At 47.4% G+C, this 19915-nt stretch carries 16 protein-coding genes; 11 read left to right on the top strand and 5 right to left on the bottom strand.

Annotated features, from left to right (window positions below; genetic code table 11):
- Positions 1–224: 224 nt before the first annotated feature.
- Positions 225–1232, bottom strand: a complete 1008-nt coding sequence (locus tag FHS56_RS05665; RefSeq protein WP_166918932.1) for a tetratricopeptide repeat protein — start codon at positions 1230–1232, stop codon at positions 225–227.
- 117 nt (positions 1233–1349) lie between these two features.
- Positions 1350–2681, bottom strand: coding sequence for a CHASE2 domain-containing protein (locus FHS56_RS05670; protein WP_166918933.1), 1332 nt, complete (start codon positions 2679–2681; stop codon positions 1350–1352).
- Between the two features lie 100 nt (positions 2682–2781).
- Between FHS56_RS05670 and meaB the strand changes: the two genes are divergently transcribed.
- From meaB to carB, 6 genes are all read left to right on the top strand, one after another.
- On the top strand, positions 2782–3780 hold the full coding sequence (meaB, locus tag FHS56_RS05675) for a methylmalonyl Co-A mutase-associated GTPase MeaB (RefSeq protein ID WP_166918934.1): 999 nt from the start codon (positions 2782–2784) through the stop codon (positions 3778–3780).
- A gap of 58 nt (positions 3781–3838) precedes the next feature.
- Positions 3839–5101 (top strand): dihydroorotase, encoded by a 1263-nt coding sequence (locus FHS56_RS05680; protein WP_166918935.1) that lies wholly within the window; start codon positions 3839–3841, stop codon positions 5099–5101.
- Entirely contained in the window at positions 5098–5610 is a 513-nt protein-coding gene (locus FHS56_RS05685; RefSeq protein WP_166918936.1) for a DUF4199 domain-containing protein, read from the top strand. The genes FHS56_RS05680 and FHS56_RS05685 overlap by 4 nt, the downstream gene beginning before the upstream one ends.
- Before the next feature lie 406 nt (positions 5611–6016).
- Positions 6017–6880: a carboxylating nicotinate-nucleotide diphosphorylase gene (gene nadC, locus FHS56_RS05690; RefSeq protein ID WP_166918937.1), complete on the top strand. Its 864-nt coding sequence runs from the start codon at positions 6017–6019 to the stop codon at positions 6878–6880.
- A gap of 9 nt (positions 6881–6889) precedes the next feature.
- Positions 6890–7411, top strand: a complete 522-nt coding sequence (locus FHS56_RS05695) for a YcxB family protein (protein WP_166918938.1) — start codon at positions 6890–6892, stop codon at positions 7409–7411.
- 75 nt (positions 7412–7486) lie between these two features.
- On the top strand, positions 7487–10333 hold the full coding sequence (gene carB / locus FHS56_RS05700; RefSeq protein ID WP_166918939.1) for a carbamoyl-phosphate synthase large subunit: 2847 nt from the start codon (positions 7487–7489) through the stop codon (positions 10331–10333).
- 297 nt (positions 10334–10630) lie between these two features.
- Here carB and dnaK read toward each other — a convergent pair whose 3' ends face one another.
- A complete protein-coding gene (gene dnaK, locus FHS56_RS05705; RefSeq protein WP_166918940.1) occupies positions 10631–12520 on the bottom strand; it encodes a molecular chaperone DnaK in 1890 nt (629 codons plus the stop codon).
- Positions 12521–12691: 171 nt separating this feature from the next.
- Here dnaK and FHS56_RS05710 point away from each other — a divergent pair, with 171 nt between their 5' ends.
- From FHS56_RS05710 to FHS56_RS05720, 3 genes are read left to right on the top strand one after another with little or no spacing between them, the layout of a single operon-like run.
- Positions 12692–13174 (top strand): hypothetical protein, encoded by a 483-nt coding sequence (locus FHS56_RS05710; protein ID WP_166918941.1) that lies wholly within the window; start codon positions 12692–12694, stop codon positions 13172–13174.
- Positions 13143–13811 (top strand): DUF6048 family protein, encoded by a 669-nt coding sequence (locus tag FHS56_RS05715; RefSeq protein WP_166918942.1) that lies wholly within the window; start codon positions 13143–13145, stop codon positions 13809–13811. Before FHS56_RS05710 ends, FHS56_RS05715 begins: the two co-directional genes overlap by 32 nt.
- Before the next feature lie 53 nt (positions 13812–13864).
- Positions 13865–14803 carry a hypothetical protein gene (locus FHS56_RS05720; RefSeq protein WP_166918943.1) on the top strand — a complete coding sequence of 313 codons (939 nt, stop codon included), beginning with the start codon at positions 13865–13867 and terminating at the stop codon, positions 14801–14803.
- Between the two features lie 103 nt (positions 14804–14906).
- Here FHS56_RS05720 and lysS read toward each other — a convergent pair whose 3' ends face one another.
- The gene (gene lysS, locus FHS56_RS05725) at positions 14907–16688 is read right to left on the bottom strand and encodes a lysine--tRNA ligase (RefSeq protein ID WP_166918944.1); all 1782 of its coding nucleotides are present in this window, start codon (positions 16686–16688) and stop codon (positions 14907–14909) included.
- 121 nt (positions 16689–16809) lie between these two features.
- On the opposite strand from lysS, the gene FHS56_RS05730 reads away from it, so the two are divergent.
- Complete coding sequence (locus FHS56_RS05730; RefSeq protein ID WP_166918945.1) at positions 16810–17238, top strand: hypothetical protein; 429 nt, start codon at positions 16810–16812, stop codon at positions 17236–17238.
- Positions 17235–17687, top strand: a complete 453-nt coding sequence (locus FHS56_RS05735; RefSeq protein ID WP_166918946.1) for a DUF2141 domain-containing protein — start codon at positions 17235–17237, stop codon at positions 17685–17687. Before FHS56_RS05730 ends, FHS56_RS05735 begins: the two co-directional genes overlap by 4 nt.
- 345 nt (positions 17688–18032) lie before the next feature.
- Here the strand turns inward: FHS56_RS05735 and rpsA are convergent, their stop codons facing one another.
- Positions 18033–19796, bottom strand: a complete 1764-nt coding sequence (rpsA, locus tag FHS56_RS05740) for a 30S ribosomal protein S1 (RefSeq protein ID WP_166918947.1) — start codon at positions 19794–19796, stop codon at positions 18033–18035.
- Between the last annotated feature and the right edge of the window lie 119 nt (positions 19797–19915).

Genomic DNA, 19915 nt, shown 5'->3' on the forward strand with positions numbered 1-19915 from the left:
ATGGCATCCTTTTTTTGTCTTATGAAGTAGCATTCTATTGTTTCGGTTTTTCTTCTTTACCTCGGGCAATTAGAGAGAAAAATCTTTTTCTTCTTTTAAATGCTTTTTCTGAGCTTTCTCACTCGCTTCGCTCGTTCGGGATGGTATGCCATGCGAGGTTTGAAATGACAGATGGCATCCACACAATTTTGGCAAGAGACTTGTTTTTGAAGCAGGGCTACCTCTTATTTTTGGGCACTTTCCCGCATGATTTCTTTTTGATGACGAGCTACAAAGTCCACTTTAGCTGACCGGAAAGCTTCCACTTCAGGAGCCAATTCAATGGCTTTATTGTAGCAACGCAAAGCATCGGCAAACAAGCCTTTGTCTTCAAAATAGGCAGCTTTCAAGAGGTAATCAACGGCGGTTTCTACCGACTCGTTGCCCAACTCTTGGCTTACTTCCTCATAGAGCTTATCGCCGGGAGCAAGCAAACGCAACGAGTACATAGAAGCCCCTCCCAGACTTGCTGAATTTTCCTTGCTATCTTTGCTATCTTTCTCTATGGGCGTAATAGTCATCATGAAAGGCTCGTCTTGGAAAAGACCCAGCTCTTCACGCAAGCCCTCTTCCCGCAAGAACGAAAGATCTATTTCACCTTTATCTCCCTCAATCACAAAGACTTTCAAAGCATTACTACTTTCTGACTCTGCATCGAAGAGTGTTTTTATCTCTACCTTATAGCCTTTGTATTTAGTTTTAGCATCGGTAGCAAACAGTTCCAGATAAAGCTTGGGTTCATAAAGCACTACTGCCTCGGGCAGCACGGCGGCTACTTTACCCAACAAAGCACGCTGCACCGACCCGGTGATGTCCATATAACGGCGATGGTTGGTATTGATGTCTTGCTTTTCGGCTTTTGCCATCTCACCCACCACATAGTTTACATACTTGCTGGTGGTGCTGCTTTGGCTTTTACCGACTTTGGCACTCAGCTCTGCAATGGAGTAAGTGCCCGGCGATTTGATTTCGATGGTTTTACCAGACTTATGCACCAAACCCAAATAGCTGGCAGTACCTACCACCACTTCGTCCTTGCGCGACAACTGCACTCCAGCCCATAAACGGCTGTTGGAATTTGCTTTGTGTACTTGCCCATGTGAAGCTACCACTTTAAACTCGTAGTCCTGTGCGTGTACAAGCGAAGTAGCCAAAAACAAGGCACTCAAGATAAGATACTTAAATGGTTTCATGGCTTTTTTGGTTTTAATTTTCTGAATATCAAGGATTTATACTAAGTAATAAAGAAAGGTTAGCGTTTTCTTTGTTTAAAATTCAGTTTCAAAATTCGTGCCTAAGTGAAGCTGTTGTCAATCGCTATTTGAAGAACTCAGCTCCAAATCGACTTTCTTCAGACGTTTACGCTTATTGAAACCTTCCACCAGCTTGCTCACAATTCCGTAGTAAATCTCTACAATGTTTGCCGACAAAACAACTCCCAAGAACGCCAGTCCCCAGTCTACCTTCATAGAAAACTTATCAAATACGATGATAATCATGTAAAGCAAGAAAAGCACCAGCAGAGTCTGAATCAGCAAGCTAAGTCCGTCATACCAGAAGTCCACGGTGTGATAAAGCGCAGCAAAGAGCATCACTGCAAAGAAGAGAATGAAAGTGCCTATACTCAAATTCAACCATGTGGGCATTTCTTCGACATATTCTTCATGCAAAATCATCGATAAGATATTGGCATGCACCACCACCCCATACATATCTCTTTCTGCCCTGCCTATGTAATTGGGATTCATAGGCGTATAAAATTTGTCTAATGGCGACACCTCATTCAAGGTACTACCCATAAAACCTAAGAGCACTGCCTTGTTACGGAAAATACTTTGTAATGCAGCTTGTGCACCCTCATCGCCTTGCATGGCGGCATCATGCATCTCGAAAAGCTGAGGCCAATCTACTACTGTGAATTTCTGAAAATTGCCTCTGAAATGAATGTATTCTACTTCTTTGTTCCGCTCAAGGAAGCGTTTGGCTTTTTCAGGCGCTATAAACTCAGCCATCTTCACAGCAAAGGCGATATGCTCTTTTCCGTCTTTAGTAACCTCTTTAGGTGCGAAAGAACGGCAGGTCTCCAAACCACCTGCCAAGTCTGAAATGAGGGCATTTTCGCGAGTAGCAGGCGTAATCAAATTGGCAAAAGCACCCACAGCATGCTGCATAAAGAAAGGGTGTGAGGTAATAAGCGTATCAAAAGGCACGAGCTCACCGGATTTAATCTTTTTTGATGAGGTTTCAGGCTTATAATCTACCTTAGTTACTAGAACTGTATTGGGCGTTTGTGCCAACGCTTCGGCAAGCAGGGTATCGCCGGGCTCGCCCCGCAGATGCGAAAAAAAGGCATCTATACCTATCACTTTGGGCGAAAACTTTCCAATAATGCGCAATTGCTCGGCAATGCCTTCTCTTGGCAGGTTGCCTATGTTGACCAATACGATGTTGGTATCGGCTTCAATATCGACCCCACGAATGCGGGAATAATAGATGTCAGTAATATCAAAATCGTCGAGCGTCTGTTCTATCGGGTTAAAGGCGTCAAAATCAAAAGGGATATTCACAACGCCTATGATGACTAAAACGGTAAAAACCGCTATAAAGAATGTGTCTCTCAACAAAAGTTTGAATTTACGCATGGCTCTGTTAAGTTTATGGCTGCATCGAAGAAAGGTATTAAATTTAGCAGAATCTTTTTTAAAATCCAGCTTCTCTTGCCATTTAAGCCTATAAAACTTCATGAAACGCAGATTAAACATAGAAGAATATGCCGAAGGAGTACTTGCCGGCAACCGCATCATACTGAGCAAAGCCATCACATTGGTAGAAAGCCGTCGCCCCCAAGACCGTGCGCTGGCAGTGCAGTTGCTCGAGCGTTTACTACCTCACACCGGCAGCAGCTACCGTATAGGCATCACGGGCGTGCCCGGTGTAGGCAAAAGTACTTTCATTGAAGCCTTTGGGCTATACCTTATTGAACAGGGGCATCGCCCCGCCGTATTGGCAATAGACCCCAGCAGTCCCAAAACCAAAGGCAGCATTTTAGGGGATAAAACACGCATGGAGCGCCTTTCCCTGTGCCCCGAGGCTTTTATACGCCCTTCGGCATCGGGGCGCTCATTGGGCGGAGTAGCGCATGCCACGCACGAAGCTATGCTATTGTGCGAAGCTGCTGGCTTCGACGTGGTCATCATAGAGACCGTGGGAGTGGGGCAATCAGAGGTGCTTGTCAAGAGCATGGTCGATTTCTTTTTGCTGCTGATGCTTGCCGGAGCAGGCGATGAGCTGCAGGGCATCAAAAAAGGGATTATGGAGATGGCAGACGCCTTGGTCATCAACAAAGCCGACGGCGATAATATAAAAGCTGCCGAACAAGCCAAGCATGCCTATGAAAATGCCTTACATCTGTTTCGTGCGCCTGAAAACGGCTGGTTTCCGCCTGTGCTCACCTGCTCGGCGCTCTACAACAAGGGAATAAAACGCATATGGGATACTTTGCTGCAGTTCCGTGAGCAAACACAGCAAAACGGTTTTTGGGAGAAAAATCGCCAAAATCAGCGCCTTGAATGGCTACGCTTTGCCTTGCAGGAACAGCTGCTTGAAGCTTTCTATGCCCACGAAGAGGTAAAAAACAAATTACCCGATATAGAAGCCGCTGTATTGCACAACAAACTCTTACCACAGCATGCTGCCCGCCTATTGATTGAGCTGTTTTTGAATCAACAAACCGAAGTCTGACGCATTGTTTTAGGATGCTGCATTTAATCATTAGATTTGCAGCCAAACGAAGCAGCCCATGGAAGACGTTATCTTAGTCAGCGCACAGCTTGTGCTCCCCGGTCATCCCTTGCACCTGCAAAGAAAATATTTACATTTACGCTCCGGCGTATTGCTTGCCATTTCAGATACTCCCTTGTCAGTAGATAACGCCCTGTATGTCGAGTCGCCCAACCTCAAAGTATCTTGGGGATGGTTCGACCTGCGTGCCTATTTTCCCGACCCCGGCTTTGAGCAAAAAGAAACCCTCATGAGCGGACGGCGCGCAGCTGCCGCTGGGGGCTTCACCGAAGTAGCTCTTTTGCCCAACACACAACCCGTAGTGGACGACAAGGACACGCTGCGCTATTTGCAAAGCGACAATCCCCATGAGTTGGTGCAGTTGCACCCCATAGCTGCCGTCACCAAAAAGGCAGAAGGCAAAGAGTTCAGCGAGATGATAGACCTGCACCGGCATGGTGCCCTTGCCTTTTCCGACGGTCTGCATCCCATACAAGACAGCGACTTGGTGCTCAAAACACTTCTTTATCTGCAACCTTTCAACGGGCTGCTCATCCAGCGCCCCGAAGACACCCATATCACCCGCTTTGGCATCATGAACGAAGGCACTACGGCAGTACTCTTGGGGCTAAAAGGCATGCCTGCCTTGGCAGAACACCTGATGATTCAGCGCGATTTGGCACTGCTCGAATACGCAGGCGGACGCATCCATTTCTCCTGCATTTCTTCTGCCCAATCGGTAGAGTTGATACGGCAAGCCAAAGCCCGCGGTCTGGCAGTAACTGCCGATGTGGCAGCCCCCTACCTGCTTTTTGACGAAACAGCACTCCATAACTTCGATACTGTTTTCAAACTAAACCCACCTTTACGCACTGCAGAGGACCGCGCCGCCCTATGGCAAGGGCTCCGCGACGGCACTCTCGACGCCATCGTTTCAGACCATCAGCCCCACGAAATAGAAGCCAAACAGCTGGAGCTTGACTTGGCTGCTTTCGGCATGAGTAGTATAGAGACCGTCTTTGCCATGAGCACCATGGAAAGCAAGCTGCCTACGGAATTGGTTATTGAAAAGCTCAGTGTAACTCCCCGCAAGATTGTGGGTATATCTTTGCCTCCTTTTGAAGTAAACCAAGCCGCCAATCTTACTATCTTTGACGATAGCATGGAATGGACCTTTGAAAAAAGCCGTTCTCTTTCCCCCGCTCACCCCTTACTGGGGCAGCGCCTGAAAGGCAAAGTGTTGGGCGTAGTCAATAACCAAAAAATGGAATGGTTCCTATGAAACATCCCTTCTTCCGAACATTGAAATATGGCATACTCTTGGGCTGTGGTGTATATACCTTGTTCTGGATTTTACTTGTGCTTATTTACGACAACCCAATAGACAGCACTCCCAAAGCCATGGATGTTCTCTTGTTTATTGGCATCAGTGTTGGCACCACCATTTACTATAAATTACGAGTCGCCGGAGGACAGCTCTCCTTCTCAGAAGGCTTGGTAATGCTCACGCTCACCTACTATAGCTTAGTGGTTACGCAAACGCTCTTGCTATACATGACGCTGAAGCTTTCTCCCGACTTGCTAGATACGGTCAAGCAAGCACGTCTGGCAGCGCTGGAAGCCGAAAAGGAAAGTTGGCTTAAACGGCTGAAAACTCCCAATGATTTCGAGATACTCAAACAACAAGTGCGTATGCTGACAACAGCTGTCATCTTATGGCAAGAAACCGGCTTCCGTCTGCTTGTGGGCTTCATCGTCTCGATAGTAGGTGCTACCGGCTTACGTTCATGAACTTGTTTTTTGTGTGCAACCGGCTTTTTAGCTCCCTCCTGTCCAAGTAGCAAGATGGTTCATCGAAACGGTACTACTGACACCGTCAGATGAAACTTTTCTTTGCAGGCTTTTCTTCTTTTTCATTTCGAATGCAAGCGCAAAACCGAATACTTCCTGTAGCTTGCAGCAGCAAGCTTAAAATTTCTCATTACACTTCGACCCCGTTTGAAATGATAGCTGGGGTCAATATGATTTTGGCAAGAAGTTCATCTTTGAGCCAGCTCCCTTCACTGCAAGCTACTTGGCGTAATTATTGCCTTAGCTATACCGCCGTGCTGCCTCTTTAATAGAAGAAAGGGCACAGAATATCAAATTCTGTTTGTATATTTGCAGCCAATATCCTTTCTGAAGACATCAAAAAGCGGTGAAAAGACCCGACTACATCCAAAAAGAAACCATCCTTCGCCTTATAGACTTAGCAATACAGGAAGATGTCGGCGAAGGCGACCACTCTACCTTAGCTTCCGTACCGGCAGATGCCCAAAAGGAAGCTATTTTAGTAATGAAAACCGCTGGTGTAATTGCCGGTGTGGAGCTTGCCGACTGGATTTTTCATCGTATCGACCCTCAACTGCAAGTGAAAGCCCACGCACAAGATGGCGACTACGTAAAGAGGGGCGATGTAGTGATGCAGGTAAGTGGCGCGGCGCGTTCTATATTGCAAGCCGAGCGGCTGGTGCTCAACTGCATGCAGCGCATGAGCGGCATTGCTACCAAAACCCGTTATCTGGTGTCGTTGATAAAAGACACAGGTGCTACCTTGCTCGATACTCGTAAAACCACCCCCAATTTCCGCCTCTTCGAAAAATGGGCTGTGTATATTGGCGGCGGGCAAAACCACCGCATGGGGCTCTACGACATGATGATGCTCAAAGACAATCATATAGATTATGCCGGCGGCATACGCCAAGCTCTTGTGGCTGCCGACGCCTACCGTCAAAAACTGGGCAAGCCCATCCAAATAGAAATAGAGACTCGCAACCTCGAAGAGGTCAAAGAGGTATTGGCAGTCGGCATTGCCGACATCATCATGCTTGACAACATGTCCACTGAACAAATGCGCCAAGCTGTGCAGCTCATCAACGGGCGCATGAAAGTAGAAGCTTCCGGCAACATCAACGAGCAGACCATACGGGCAGTAGCCGAATGTGGCGTAGATTACATTTCAGTAGGCAGCCTCACGCACTCCTATCAAAGTTTAGACATCAGTTTAAAAGCAGTAAAGTAAAAACGCTTTATGATAGTAAAAACGAAAAAGTACCAATTAGACCCCAAAGAATTTCGGCGTCTGGGCATGCGGCGTATCCTGCGCACTCAATGGTGGTTACCGGCTTCTATATTTGCTGGCATCATCGTGCTGAACCTACTGCTCAACCTTGTTTATCCTAACCTATGGATTTACTTCTTGGCTCCTTTGGGCGTGTTGCTGTGGTGGCTGTTCTGGTATGCGCAGTTCACAGGCATCCCCTACATGGAACAAAATAAACCTATGTTTGAGCGCCTAAGCTATGAAATCAGCAGCCAACACATTCTCATCAAAAAGAACCCAAAAGAAGGCATGGTGCTCAAGTGGGACATGATAAAAGGCGCAGAAAAACTCAAAGACGGCTACCTGCTGCTCATGGGCAAAGTCCAATTCCTGTGGTTTCCTTTTTCGGTGTTTCAGTCAGAAAAAGACATCAAGTTCGTGGAAGTGTTGCTGAAGCGCAAAGAGCTTTTGCGAGAGAAAAGGCATCCAGAAACCGTCAGTGCAAAATAATTTATTCCTTTCCTTCGGGAAAGGATTTTTTTTATATCTACGCTTAAAGACTCCCCCAAAAAACAAAACAAAGCAATGCCAAAACGCAACGACATCAAATCCGTCCTGATTATTGGCTCTGGTCCCATCGTCATAGGGCAAGCCTGCGAATTTGACTACTCGGGCTCACAAGCAGCCCGCTCGCTGCGCGAAGAGGGCATCGAGGTGATTCTCATCAACTCCAACCCCGCCACCATCATGACCGACCCTGTGACGGCAGACCATGTGTATCTGCTCCCCCTCGAAAAAGACTCTATCGTTCATATCCTCGAACGGCACAAGATAGACGCCGTGCTCCCCACGATGGGAGGGCAAACAGCCCTCAATTTGGCAATGAAATGCCATAAGCTGGGCATCTGGGAAAAATATGGCGTAGAGATGATAGGCGTAAACACCGACGCCATAGAAACCACCGAAAACCGCGAAGCCTTCCGTAAACGTATGATTGAGTTGGGCGTGCATGTGTGTCAAGGGGAAACCGCCGACTCTTTCCTCAAAGGCAAAGAGATAGCCCAAAAGATAGGCTTTCCTTTGGTCATTCGCCCCTCTTACACCTTAGGCGGCAGCGGTGGCGGTTTTGTAAGCAACCCCGAAGAGTTCAACGAAGCCCTGACCCGCGGCTTGAAAGCCTCGCCCACGCATGAGGTGCTCATAGAACAAAGCATCTGGGGATGGAAAGAGTATGAGTTAGAACTGCTACGCGACAACAACGGCAATGTCATCATCATCTGCTCCATAGAAAACTTTGACCCTATGGGCGTACACACCGGCGATTCTATCACTGTGGCGCCGGCAATGACCCTTTCCGACAAAGTGTATCAAGAGATGCGCGACCAAGCCATCAAGGTCATGAACGGCATCGGTCATTTTGCCGGGGGATGCAACATACAGTTTGCTGTGAACCCTGCCACCGATGAGCTCATATGCATAGAAGTGAACCCACGGGTGTCGCGTTCCTCAGCACTGGCAAGTAAAGCCACCGGTTACCCCATTGCTAAGGTAGCTGCCAAGCTGGCAATAGGCTACAACTTAGATGAGCTCAAAAACCAAATCACCAAAACCACTTCGGCATACTTTGAACCTGCCATCGACTACGTGATTGTCAAAATCCCTCGCTGGAATTTTGAGAAGTTCCAAGGCTCAAAAGACAGCCTCGGCTTACAGATGAAATCGGTGGGCGAAGCCATGGGCATAGGACGCAACTTTCAAGAAGCCTTGCAGAAAGCCTGTCAGTCGCTCGAAATCAAGCGAAACGGTTTGGGCGCCGACGGCAAGGAACTCACCGACCAACAAGCCATCCTTCACAGCCTTGCAAACCCCAACTCCAAGCGCCTGTTCCATATTTATGATGCCTTCAAACTGGGCATCCCTTTTAAGACCATACAGAAGCTCACCAAGATAGACCCTTGGTTCTTGCATCAGATAGAAGAGCTGGTGCAACTGGAAAAAGAAATACAGCGCTACGAACTGCACAACATACCGCGCAAACTGCTGCTCGAAGCTAAAAAGCGCGGTTATGCCGACCGTCAGATAGCCCATTTGCTGCGCTGCCTCGAGAGCGAAGTGTACAAACGCCGTAAAGAGCTGGGCATCGAACGACAGTTCAAGTTGGTGGACACCTGCGCCGCCGAATTTGAAGCCCAAACCCCCTACTATTACTCCACTTTTGCCGAGACTCCCGAAGGCAGCCAAGAGCTGCGTCAAGAGGTGAACGAATCGAAGGTAAGCAAGCGCAAGAAGGTGGTCATACTGGGCTCAGGACCCAACCGCATTGGGCAAGGTATTGAGTTTGACTATTGTTGTGTACATGGTGTGCTTGCTGCCAAAGAATGTGGTTACGAAACCATCATGATTAACTGTAACCCCGAAACGGTTTCTACCGACTTCGACGTAGCCGACAAACTCTACTTTGAACCCGTCTTCTGGGAACACATCTACGACATCATTCAGCACGAAAAGCCGGAGGGCGTCATTGTACAGCTGGGTGGACAGACAGCACTCAAATTGGCTGAAAAACTCAACCGCTATGGCATCCCCATTTTGGGTACTTCTTATGAATCGCTTGATTTGGCAGAGGACCGCGGCAAATTCTCCGAGCTGCTTCGTTCGCTCAACATACCCTACCCTAAATTTGGGGTAGTAGAAGATGCCAACCAAGCGGCTGAATTAGCCAAAGAGCTGGATTTCCCCTTGCTGGTGCGCCCATCTTATGTGTTAGGCGGACAAAGCATGAAGATTGTCATCAACGAAGAAGAACTTGAGCAGCATGTGGTCGATATTCTCAATGAAATTCCTAATAACCGCATCTTGCTTGACCATTTCTTAGAAGGCGCTATCGAAGCCGAAGCCGACGCTATCTGCGACGGCGAGGAGGTTTATATTATTGGCATCATGGAACACATAGAGCCTGCCGGTATCCACTCTGGCGACTCCAATGCCGTGCTGCCTGCCTTCTCGCTGGGTCCGTTGGTGATTGAGCAAATAGAGCTTTACACAAAAAAAATAGCTTTGGCACTCAATACTGTGGGGCTTATCAACATACAGTTTGCCATCAAAGACAACAAAGTGTATGTGATAGAAGCAAATCCACGAGCCTCGCGCACGGTGCCCTTCATTTGCAAAGCATACCAAGAGCCGTATGTCAACTACGCTACCAAAATCATGTTGGGCGAGAAGCGAATCAAAGACTTCACATTCAATCCGAAAAGAAAAGGCTATGCCATCAAGATGCCGGTCTTCTCGTTTGAGAAGTTTCCGAACGTAAACAAAGAGTTGGGACCAGAAATGAAATCTACCGGTGAAGCCATCTACTTCATCGAAAACCTGCAGGATGAAGTGTTTCAGCGCCTTTATGAAGAACGCAATCTTTATTTGAGCCGCTAAACACACACAGACAGACGCCTCCCCGGTCAAGGGAGGCTGTTTTTTTGATGTCCAGAACAAGGCGATAAAGTGGCTAACTGCCAACATTCCACCGTCTACTCAGTTTTTCGCCTCTTTTTTAAGTTGAATTGAATGCCTATGGCAGCATGCTGGGTCGTGATACATGGGATTGCACTGTCTCTTGGCAGATGCTGTGCTGCATAAATTTTTTGGGCAGAACCTGTAGGTGAATAAAAAAATGGGGGGGCTGCCTACGGCAGCCCCCCCACCCCATTACAGTTACTCTCTATTTTCGCCTTACTTTACTTCTTCAAAGTCCACATCGGTTACGTCGTCGGCACCGCTTGTTTTCTTTTGTTGGTCAGCAGCGCCATTTTGCTGCGGTCCACCTTGATACATTTCAGTAGAAGCAGCTTGCCATGTTTGATTTAGCTTAGCTAAGGCAGCATCGATGGCAGCCACGTCTTTTTGCTCATAAGCCGAACGCAACTCTTGCAAAGCCGCATTGATTTTGCTTTTATTCGCCTCCGATAACTTATCCCCAAACTCTTTCAATTGCTTTTCGGTTTGGTAAATCATAGCGTCGGCGGCGTTCATCTTCTCGATGCGTTCTTTTTCGCGACGGTCGGCTTCGGCATTCATTTCAGCTTCGCGCTTCATGCGCTCGATTTCTTGTTGCGTCAAGCCACTCGAAGCCTCGATGCGTATTTTTTGTTCTTTGCCGGTTGCTTTGTCTTTTGCCGATACATGCAAGATGCCGTCGGCGTCCACGTCGAAGGTAACTTCTATTTGAGGCACACCACGCGGTGCAGGCGGAATGCCGTCCAGGTGGAAGCGTCCGATGGTTTTGTTGTCTTTTGCCAGCGGGCGCTCGCCTTGCAGCACGTGAATTTCCACCGAAGTCTGGTTATCGGATGCTGTGGAGAATATCTCTGTTTTCTTAGTAGGGATGGTCGTACCGGCTTCAATCAGCTTGGTGAACACGCCCCCTACTGTTTCGATACCCAAAGACAAAGGTATTACGTCCAACAGCAGTACATCTTTCACTTCGCCAGTAAGCACACCACCCTGAATAGCAGCCCCTACAGCTACCACTTCATCGGGGTTCACGCCTTTGCTCGGCTTTTTGCCAAAGAACTTCTCTACTACTTCTTGTATTTTAGGAATACGGGTAGAACCACCTACCAATATCACCTCGTCGATGTCGGAAGGCTTTAAGCCGGCTTGCTGGAGCGCCAAGCGGCAAGGCTCCATGGTTTTCTCGATGAGGTCATCAATCAGCTGCTCAAACTTGGCACGAGTAAGCGTGCGAATCAGGTTTTGCGGCTGGTTGTTGATGATGGTTATATAGGGCAGGTTGATTTCGGCTTGGGTCGAAGACGAAAGCTCAATTTTGGCATTTTCGGCAGCTTCTTTCAGGCGTTGCAATGCCATGGCATCTTTGCGCAAGTCCACGCCCGGATGTTCTTTCATGAACTCCTCTGCCAACCAGTCGATGATACGCTGGTCGAAGTCTTCACCACCCAAGTGGGTATCACCATTAGTGGCTTTTACTTCAAATACGCCATCGCCCATTTCTAGGATAGAGATGTCGAAGGTACCGCCGCCAAGGTCATAGACGGCAACGGTCATCTCTTTGCCTTTTTTGTCCAGCCCGTAAGCCAAAGCAGCGGCAGTAGGCTCGTTGATGATGCGACGCACTTTCAAACCGGCAATTTCACCAGCTTCTTTGGTAGCCTGACGCTCGGCGTCGTTGAAGTAGGCAGGTACGGTAATAACCGCCTCAGTTACTTCTTGTCCCAAGTAGTCTTCTGCTATTTGCTTCATTTTTTGCAGAATCATAGCAGAGATTTCTTGGGGGGTATAGGTGCGGTCGTCGATTTTCACGCGGGGTGTATCGTTCGGACCCTGCACCACTTCATAGGGCACGCGCTTCACCTCATCCAATACCTCGGAGTAGCGTTTACCCATAAAACGCTTGATACCGGTAATGGTACGTTTTGGGTTGGTGATGGCTTGCCGTTTGGCAGGTGCTCCTACTTTGCGTTCTCCGCTGTCAAGAAATGCCACTACCGAAGGGGTAGTGCGCTTGCCTTCGTCATTTATGATTACTACAGGCTCGTTGCCCTCCATTACAGCTACGCAAGAGTTGGTAGTACCTAAGTCAATGCCAATAATTTTTCCCATAGTTGTTTCCTCCTTTTGTGTGTTTTTTTATTGCTTTGCCTTTCAATTTGAGCAATGAATATGCCAGGCTCAAAAAGCTGCCATTTTGGCACTTTACCTTTCGTTTATGGCAGAAGTTGATTTGAGTTTGTGCCAAAAAATAACGTATCTTTGAGTATAGAATCGTAGCCTATGCCATTTCATTATTACGTGTATGCCCTTGGCTTGTTGTTGTTGAGTGCCTGCGTAGAGCTGCCTGTAGTATGCAGCGGTGCCATAGAACAGCAGTTGCGTTTGCAATTTCAGCGCTTGCTTGTCTTGCAAGACATTCAGGGACGCGATTCTTTGGCAGTTCAAGACACTGCTCTTGTCATACGTCAGATAAGCATAGAACAAAGCGACAGTTTGTTTTATGTACAGGATACTACAAGCACGGCACGCCTTCCGTTGCATCCGCAGCGCGACACTTTGCTCTACAGCATAGACATAGAAGGCATGGGACTACGCAAGCTGCAGGTGCGCTATCGTCGTATTGCCGAGCTGGTGTCGCCCGAATGTGGCGTGAAGATGAACTACAATGAGTTATCAGTCCTTCAAAATGACTTCGATTCTGCTTATGTCAGCCAAGATGCCAATAAAAACTTTGTTATACGGCTTTTCATCCGAGCAAATTAAATTTGCTTACCTTGTCTTACTTTTGGTGGTGCTGCTGCCCGACAGTGGCATGACACAAAGTCGGGGGCTGTCGTTAGGTATAGATTTGTTTGGTGCCCTCCGTGGGCAGCTACCCGGCAGTCAAATACAGCGATACGAAGGAGTGGCAGAGTATCACAATAAAGCAGCATGGGTAGCTTACGCAGAGCTTGGCTCTGAGCAGTTCCTCTCGAAACAAGACGAGCAGTCGTTGGGACAATACGACGCCCAAGGAAGTTATGGCAGGCTGGGAGTTGCCTATAATCTGCTGAAAAGTACACTTTCTTCGGGCGAAATGCTGCGCGTAGGCATAGGACATGCACGCTCTTTTACCACAGAGCAGCTGCAAAGTACTTTAGTAAGCCCGGTGTTTGGTAATAACGCTCTGCGCCTTGCTCAGCAAACGGAAGCCCAATGGTGGGAACTCAGCTTGGCGCTGCGTGCACGTGCCTGGCGCTTCCTGATGCTGGGTTTCACTGCGCGTTATCAGGTGGCTTTGAAGGTAAAAGAAGCAGATAGCTTCTCTAACTATTATGTGGCAGGCTATGGGCGCGCAGACAAAAACCGCTTCGGGTTTGCTTATCAGCTGCTGTTTCACCTACCATTCAAGAAGCCATAAGTTTGGTATCATTTTGGCACATACGCTAAATAAAAAAACTTCATTCACGCATTATGAAAAGACAAATGCTGTTCATTTTGTGTATGCTTGGCAGTCTGCTTGCCGCTGCCCAAAGCAATTATGAGTTCAAGGTCATTGCTTCTTACGGAAACAACCAAAAAGACCCCACCGGCGAACGACTGTGGGCAGGCTCCGAGCTGCATGCCCAAGACCGCATTGTAGTGGCTATAGGCGGTTATCTTGCTCTAATGCACAAAAACGGGCATACCCTTGAACTCAAAAAACCCGGAACTTATGTTGTAGCCAATTTGAGCCAGCAAGTGCCTGCAGGCGCCCAAAACACCACCCAAAAATACTTTAGACAGGTGGTATCGGAAGTAAAGAAGGTAGAACAAGAAGACCTGCGCACTGCCCATAGAAAATACATGGCAATTACAGGGGCAGTACAGCGCCGTGGGGCTGTCAAGTTAAAAGTTTTAGTGCCTGTAACAGAGCCAGTAATCGTAGCTGAACCCAACGAAGTGTTGATTGCCTGGATGCGCCCCGACAAAGTAGTGCGCTACACCTACCAAATCACGGTAATGAATATGAACCCCGAAAAAGAAGAGGTAGTAGCCACCTACAGCACCCAAGATACAACGCTTACACTAGACTTAAACAAACTCACGCCCTATAAAGACGAGGAAGGCTTTGTGGTTAAGATAACGACAGAAGAAAACCCACAAATCATTGCCGACGAGTTTTATGTGGGCAAGGAAGAAAACCAAGAGCGCCTGAAGGCAATACAAACAGCGCTTGCCGGCATGAATGACGACGGCAGCGCCTTAAGTGCCTTCCTTCGCGCAAGCATCTACAAAGAGCATGGTTTTGTGGCGGATGCCATCAAGTACTATATGAAAGCCATTGAACGAGCCCCCGAAGTAGATTTGTTTCGTCTGGCGCTGATAGATTACTTGGCTGAAAATAAAATCGCTTTCCAAAAAGCTGAGTAAGTACTTAAGTAGCATTGGCTTGATGCTAAAAATCAAAAGGGTGGCTTAACTACGCCACCCTTTTTTGTTGTTATCATCTGTCTTTGTTCTGTCCGTTTCTTCATCAAGAGGCAGTTCCTTCTTCTTTTTTAGAAGCCGATACTTTTTCCTGTGCATGATGTATCCAAGCTGCCACTTCTTCCTGTGAAGGATTGGCGACCTCTACCTTCATCTTTTTCCGCAAGCCACACACATCGTTGTGCAGCTTATTCACCGAAGCTTCAGCCAACTGTTCTAAGGTCATGATGCCGGCTTTCTGCAAAACAGGAATCAGGGCTTCCGGCACTCCTACCGACAAGTAATCTTCTTTGGTAGCATATTGAATGCGCTTTTCGGGGCGCATATGTGGGAAGAGAATCACCTCTTGGATAGAGTGCGAGTTGGTCATTATCATGCTCAGACGGTCGATACCAATACCCAAACCTGCCGTGGGCGGCATGCCAAACTCCAAAGCACGCAGAAAGTCCTCATCCAAGACCATGGCTTCGTCATCGCCGCGTTTGCCCAACTCCAACTGTTCTTCGAAGCGCTTGCGCTGGTCTATGGGGTCATTCAGCTCGGTGAATGAATTACATACTTCTTTTCCGTTGCAAATCAGCTCGAAGCGCTCTACCAAGCCGGGTTTGCTGCGGTGTTTTTTCGCCAAAGGCGACATCTCAATGGGATAGTCCATGATAAAGGTGGGTTGAATCAAGAAAGGCTCGCACTTCTCACCGAATATTTCATCGATGATTTTGCCTTTGCCCATGGTGTCGTCCACTTCCACCCCCAGCTTTTCGGCAGTTGCACGCAATTGCTGCTCATCCATTTCCGAAATATCAATGCCAGTAAAATGCTCAATGGCTTCATACATAGTAAAGCGCTTCCACGGACGTGCAAAGTCGATGACATGTTCTCCTACCTGCACTTTGGTGTCGCCATGCAGCTCAATAGCTATTTTTTCTATGAGCTCTTCCACCAAATCCATCATCCAATAGTAATCTTTATAGGCTACATATAATTCCACTTGCGTGAATTCGGGGTTGTGGAAGCGACTCATCCCCTCGTTACGGAAGTCTTTTGAAAATTCATAGACACCGTCGAAGCCTCCCACAATCAGGCGTTTGAGGTAGAGCTCATTGGCAATGCGCAGGTAGAGGGTCATGTCCAGCGCATTGTGATGGGTTTTGAAGGGGCGCGCACTGGCACCTCCATAAATGGGCTGCAAGATGGGAGTTTCTACTTCAAGGTATCCTTTGGAATTGAAGTATTCCCGCATGACGTTCACCAATTTGGTGCGCTTACGGAAGATGTCCCGCACATGCGGGTTGACAATCAAATCCACGTAGCGCATGCGGTAACGTTGCTCGGGGTCGGTAAAGGCGTCATAGGTTTTTACATTGCCTTGCTCGTCGCGCACTTCTTTCACTATAGGCAAGGGACGCAAAGACTTAGCCAGCAGTTTGAAGCTTTTTACGTGAATGGATATTTCCCCTGTCTGCGTTGTAAATACATACCCCTGTACCCCGATGATGTCGCCAATATCGAGCAGTTTCTTGAATACCGTGTTATACAATGTTTTATCCTCACCGGGGCATATTTCATCGCGGTTCACATATATCTGAATGCGCCCGGTGGAGTCTTGCAATTCGGCAAAAGAAGCTTTTCCCATGATGCGGAAGCTCATGATGCGCCCCGCAAGACTCACATTTTTATAGTCGGTCTTTCGCTTCTCGTAGTTTTGTTTTATATCCTCTACTACTACGTTCACCGGAAAAGGCTCTGCCGGATAAGGGTCTATGCCCAGTTTTTTGAGCTCTTCAAGCTTTTGACGGCGTAAAATCTCCTGTTCGCTTAGTACTTGCATATCATCGAAAAGTTTATGATTTCAAAGGGTTACAAAGATAAAAATTAAGTGTATTCAGTGCCATGAGGTATTTCTTTTATACCTTTGCATTATGCCATTCAGGTCATAACCCAAAATGCTTATGATGAAATATTTACTCTTTGCCTTGGGGCTTTGTTTGTGCTGCACGGGCTGTATGGATGCAGAACCGCCCAATAAAATATTCATCACGGGGGATTATAGCGGCTCGCTGGATTACTTGTGGAGTGAAGAACGCAATGGCAACATTCCGCAGATGCGGGCGGCTTCTTATCCCGACTCCGCCAGCATCACTTATCCTGCCTTTTATTTTGTTATCAGTAGCGAGCGGGCTATTTTATACGTACGTACCGAAGAAAACAAAGCTTTGGACTATTATTATGCAGTGAATCCAAGCTTTGAATATGCCCCAAACAGGCTACAGCTGAAAGATTTGAAAATGATTTTTGGCACGGGGCTTATCAATAATGAAATACAAAACCCCGACGACAGCCGCAGCGTGCTGCTCAATGGAAAGCTAAAACGCCCATGAATCATTTCATAGTCAGCATCTTTCAATTCATATTGCTCATGAGTAGCTCTCACGAAAAGTATAACCCAAATTGCGGCAAGCTGCACATAGAAATCACCAATCTGCGCAACCAGCAGGGGCATGTGTTGGTGAGTCTTTTTGCCGAAGAGGGTAAAAAAGGATTCCCCGAAGAAGCGGCACAAGCCTATCGCAAAGCCAAAGTGCCTATAGAGAACTTAAAGGCGGTCGTGGATTTTGAAAATCTGCCCTATGGCACCTATGCCGTAGCCGTAATGCACGACGAGAACGATAACGGCAAGATGGATAAAAACTTTTTGGGAGTTCCCATCGAAGGCTTTGCTTTTTCGAACAATGTGCGCCCGGTGTTTGGTGCACCTTCGTTTCAAAAAGCTGCCTTTGAACTCAACCGCAGCAGCAAAAGTCTTTTGATTAAGATGCTTTATTTTTAGAACATAAGCAGGCATTTCTGCAAAACAAAACTTATCACTTCGAACGGAGCGTAAGCGCAGTGTAAAAAGTCTTATTAAAGCAAGGCACGAAAGCAGTAGATTGCTCACCAAAAGTCGAAATAACGAAAGGCGGGATTCGAAACGACAAAAAAGAGTGCGTTCGAAAGGAAAAGAGAATATAAACGGAAATGCAGAATGCACTCAGCAGTATTCTCTCTGCAAAAAGGCATACAGAAACGAATCGCAAAGCAAAAAAGAGATAGAGCAGTTAGAAAAAGTAAAGGAGGCACATAAAGTGCCCCCTTTACCAACAAACATTAGCCATGAAATTATACCAAACTCAGACTACTTTTTTCCTTGTTCTTTTCCTTTCTCCATTTGCTCTTTCAGATTAGAAAGCTCTTCCAAATCACCCAATGTCACTTTGTTTTCTTCTTTTTTGTTGAGCTTTTCTTCTACCACTTTGTCTTCGGGAGTATAGGTTTTCACATGAGAAAGGACAATGCGGCGCTCACCCTTTGAGAGCTCAAGCACAACGAAGTCGAGCTTATCTCCTTCTTTGGGCAGTGAGCCGTCTTCTTTGGTCAATTCGCGTTTGGGGCAGAAGCCTTCCACATTTTCTTCGAGCTCTACTACTGCGCCTTTCTCGTTTACGTTCACCACCTTGCCTTTGTGTGTGCTGCCTACGGCATAGCGCTCTTCAATGGCATTCCACGGGTCGGGCTGCAGCTGCTTGTGTCCGAGAGCGATGCGACGGTTTTCAAGGTCGAATTCTAATACTTTCACTTCGAGCTCTTCCCCTACTTGGATAAACTCAGAAGGGTGTTTGATTTTTTGAGTCCAAGATAGGTCCGATACGTGTACCAAACCATCGATGCCTTCTTCCAGCTCCAAGAAGAGCCCATAGTTGGTCATGTTGCGCACAATACCTTTGTGCACGGTACCTACGGCATACTTGGTGGGGATTTCGGGGCGAGTCCAAGGATCTTCGGTCAGCTGTTTGATACCCAGAGACATTTTGCGCTCTTCGCGGTCCAGAGTGAGCACTACGGCTTCCACCTCGTCGCCTACTTTCAGGAAGTCTTGTGGGTTGCGCAGGTGCTGCGACCACGACATTTCCGATACGTGAATCAATCCTTCTACGCCGGGCATGATTTCGAGGAATGCGCCGTAGTCAGCTACATTCACAATCTTACCTTTCACACGCGAACCTACTTGGATATCTTCAGGCAGCGAATCCCACGGATGCGGGGTCAGCTGCTTCATGCCCAAAGAGATGCGCTTTTTTTCCTCGTCGAAGTCCAACACAACCACTTTTACCTTCTGGTCGAGTTCGAGCAACTCAGAAGGATGGCTGATGCGACCCCAAGAGATGTCGGTGATGTGCAACAGACCATCTACCCCACCCAGGTCGATGAACACCCCGAAGTTGGTCATGTTTTTGATAACCCCTTCGAGTACCTGACCACGCTCCAAGTTGTTGAGGATTTGCTGACGCTGCTCTTCGAGATCTTTTTCAATGAGTACTTTATGCGATACTACTACGTTATCGTTCGAGTAGTTTACTTTTACTACTTTCAGTTCCATTTTCTTGCCCACGAAAGCATCGAAGTCGCGGATAGGCTTCACGTCTATTTGAGAACCGGGCAAGAAACACTCAATGCCGTAGAGGTCAATGACCAAACCACCTTTGGTACGGCGCTTCACTATACCTTCTACTACCAAGTCGTTTTCGTAAGCTTCCGAGATTTTCTCCCAAGCGCGTACCAACTTGGCTTTTTTGCGCGACAACTGCACCTGCCCGTTTTGGTCTTCTGCCTTCTCCACATATACCTCCACTTGGTCGCCGGGTTTCAAATCGGGCATGTCGCGGAATTCAGTCAAAGGCACCAAGCCATCGGACTTGAAGCCTATGTTGATAACTACGTCACGGTCGGTGATGCTTACTACCGTACCGGTTACCACTTCTTTTTCGTTGATTTGGCTGAGCGACTGCTCATAAAGCTTCGCCAACTCCTCTTCTTTGGCTCCCGAGAAGGTTGCGTCGGCGAATTTCTTTTTGTTCTCGAGTTCTTCCCAGTTAAAATTTTCGATTGGTTGATTACTCATACAGGTTCTTTTTGCCTCCTTTCTTTAAAATTTTTGAAGAAAAGGGTTTTAAAGGTGAAACATAAATTTGAAACGCAAAGATAAGCCGCTCATTTTAAATAAACAAGTAAAAGACATGG

It is taken from the genome of Thermonema lapsum, from assembly GCF_011761635.1.
Taxonomy (GTDB): Bacteria; Bacteroidota; Bacteroidia; order Cytophagales; family Thermonemataceae; genus Thermonema; species Thermonema lapsum.